At 55.0% G+C, this 886-nt stretch carries 2 protein-coding genes; one reads left to right on the top strand and one right to left on the bottom strand.

Features of this window, described 5'->3' with window-relative positions:
- The coding region (locus VZ95_RS27635; RefSeq protein ID WP_232302772.1) for a hypothetical protein at window positions 1-248 on the top strand (248 nt) is incomplete at its 5' end.
- Between the two features lie 270 nt (window positions 249-518).
- Here the strand turns inward: VZ95_RS27635 and VZ95_RS29510 are convergent.
- Window positions 519-869 (bottom strand): NAD(P)H-binding protein, encoded by a 351-nt coding sequence (locus tag VZ95_RS29510; protein WP_232302773.1) that lies wholly within the window; start codon window positions 867-869, stop codon window positions 519-521.
- Window positions 870-886 lie beyond the last annotated feature (17 nt).

Genomic DNA, 886 nt, shown 5'->3' with positions numbered 1-886 from the left:
CCGAAATGCCTCTAATTTTGGAGTATCGGCCTCAATACATCCATGCACCACTGCCGAAAGCTGGTAACGCTTGTGGCCTGTGCTGTGCGTGGTTGGGAGTTATCAAGCCCCTCGCTCTTCGCCACCATCATATCGACCACACCCTGCGTCATGGCTTCGGACATGCCATATCCCGCCAGCGTGGTTTTGAAGGCATCGAAAGGGACTTGTTGGAAGCGCACGGGCTTCCCCAAAAACGTCCGACATGATATGTGCCATGTCGCTAAAAGATAAATCTTCAGGCCCAAGTATTGGAACTTCACCCTGCCCGCGCCACGAAGAATCGAGTAGCAAGTTTGCGGCCACGGTTGCAATGTCGCGGGTCGCACAGGTTGGGGCTTTGAGGTCTTCGGGGGTTGGTGAGAAGAATACGCCCTTGTGCTTAATAAACTCTATCTGACGAAGGATATTGTCCATGAATGAAGGCAGTGTTAGTGCTCGGTAACTCACGCCCGTACTAGCGATTAGATCATCCATAGCTAGAGACGCCGTAACATAACCAGCGCTCCCGGCCAATGGCTTCCTCGACCAAGAGCCGAGACGCCGACCACGCGCCTAACGCCTTGCCTCCTAAAGGCCTCACACGCCGGTCGCGTGAAGCCCGAATAAGCGGCTTCAACGCTAGCGGCTTGGGGATCAGGAGGGACTAACCAAAACACAGCCTCGGCCCCAGTAAACGCTCGATTCACAACGTCAATATCGCTGTGCGATCCTTGCACGATTTCGACACAAGCGCGTATCGGTGCAGGAATACGGGAAGGGTCGCGCGCGACCACGCGAATAAGTTGGCCGCTGGTCAGGAGATTTGCGATGACCTGTTGGCCGATCATGCTTGTTGGAGCAGTGA

This window comes from Elstera litoralis, assembly GCF_000963705.1.
GTDB lineage: Bacteria > Pseudomonadota > Alphaproteobacteria > Elsterales > Elsteraceae > Elstera > Elstera litoralis.
The sequence above is the reverse complement of the archived record's forward strand: the minus strand, read 5'-3'. Positions and strand labels throughout refer to the sequence as shown.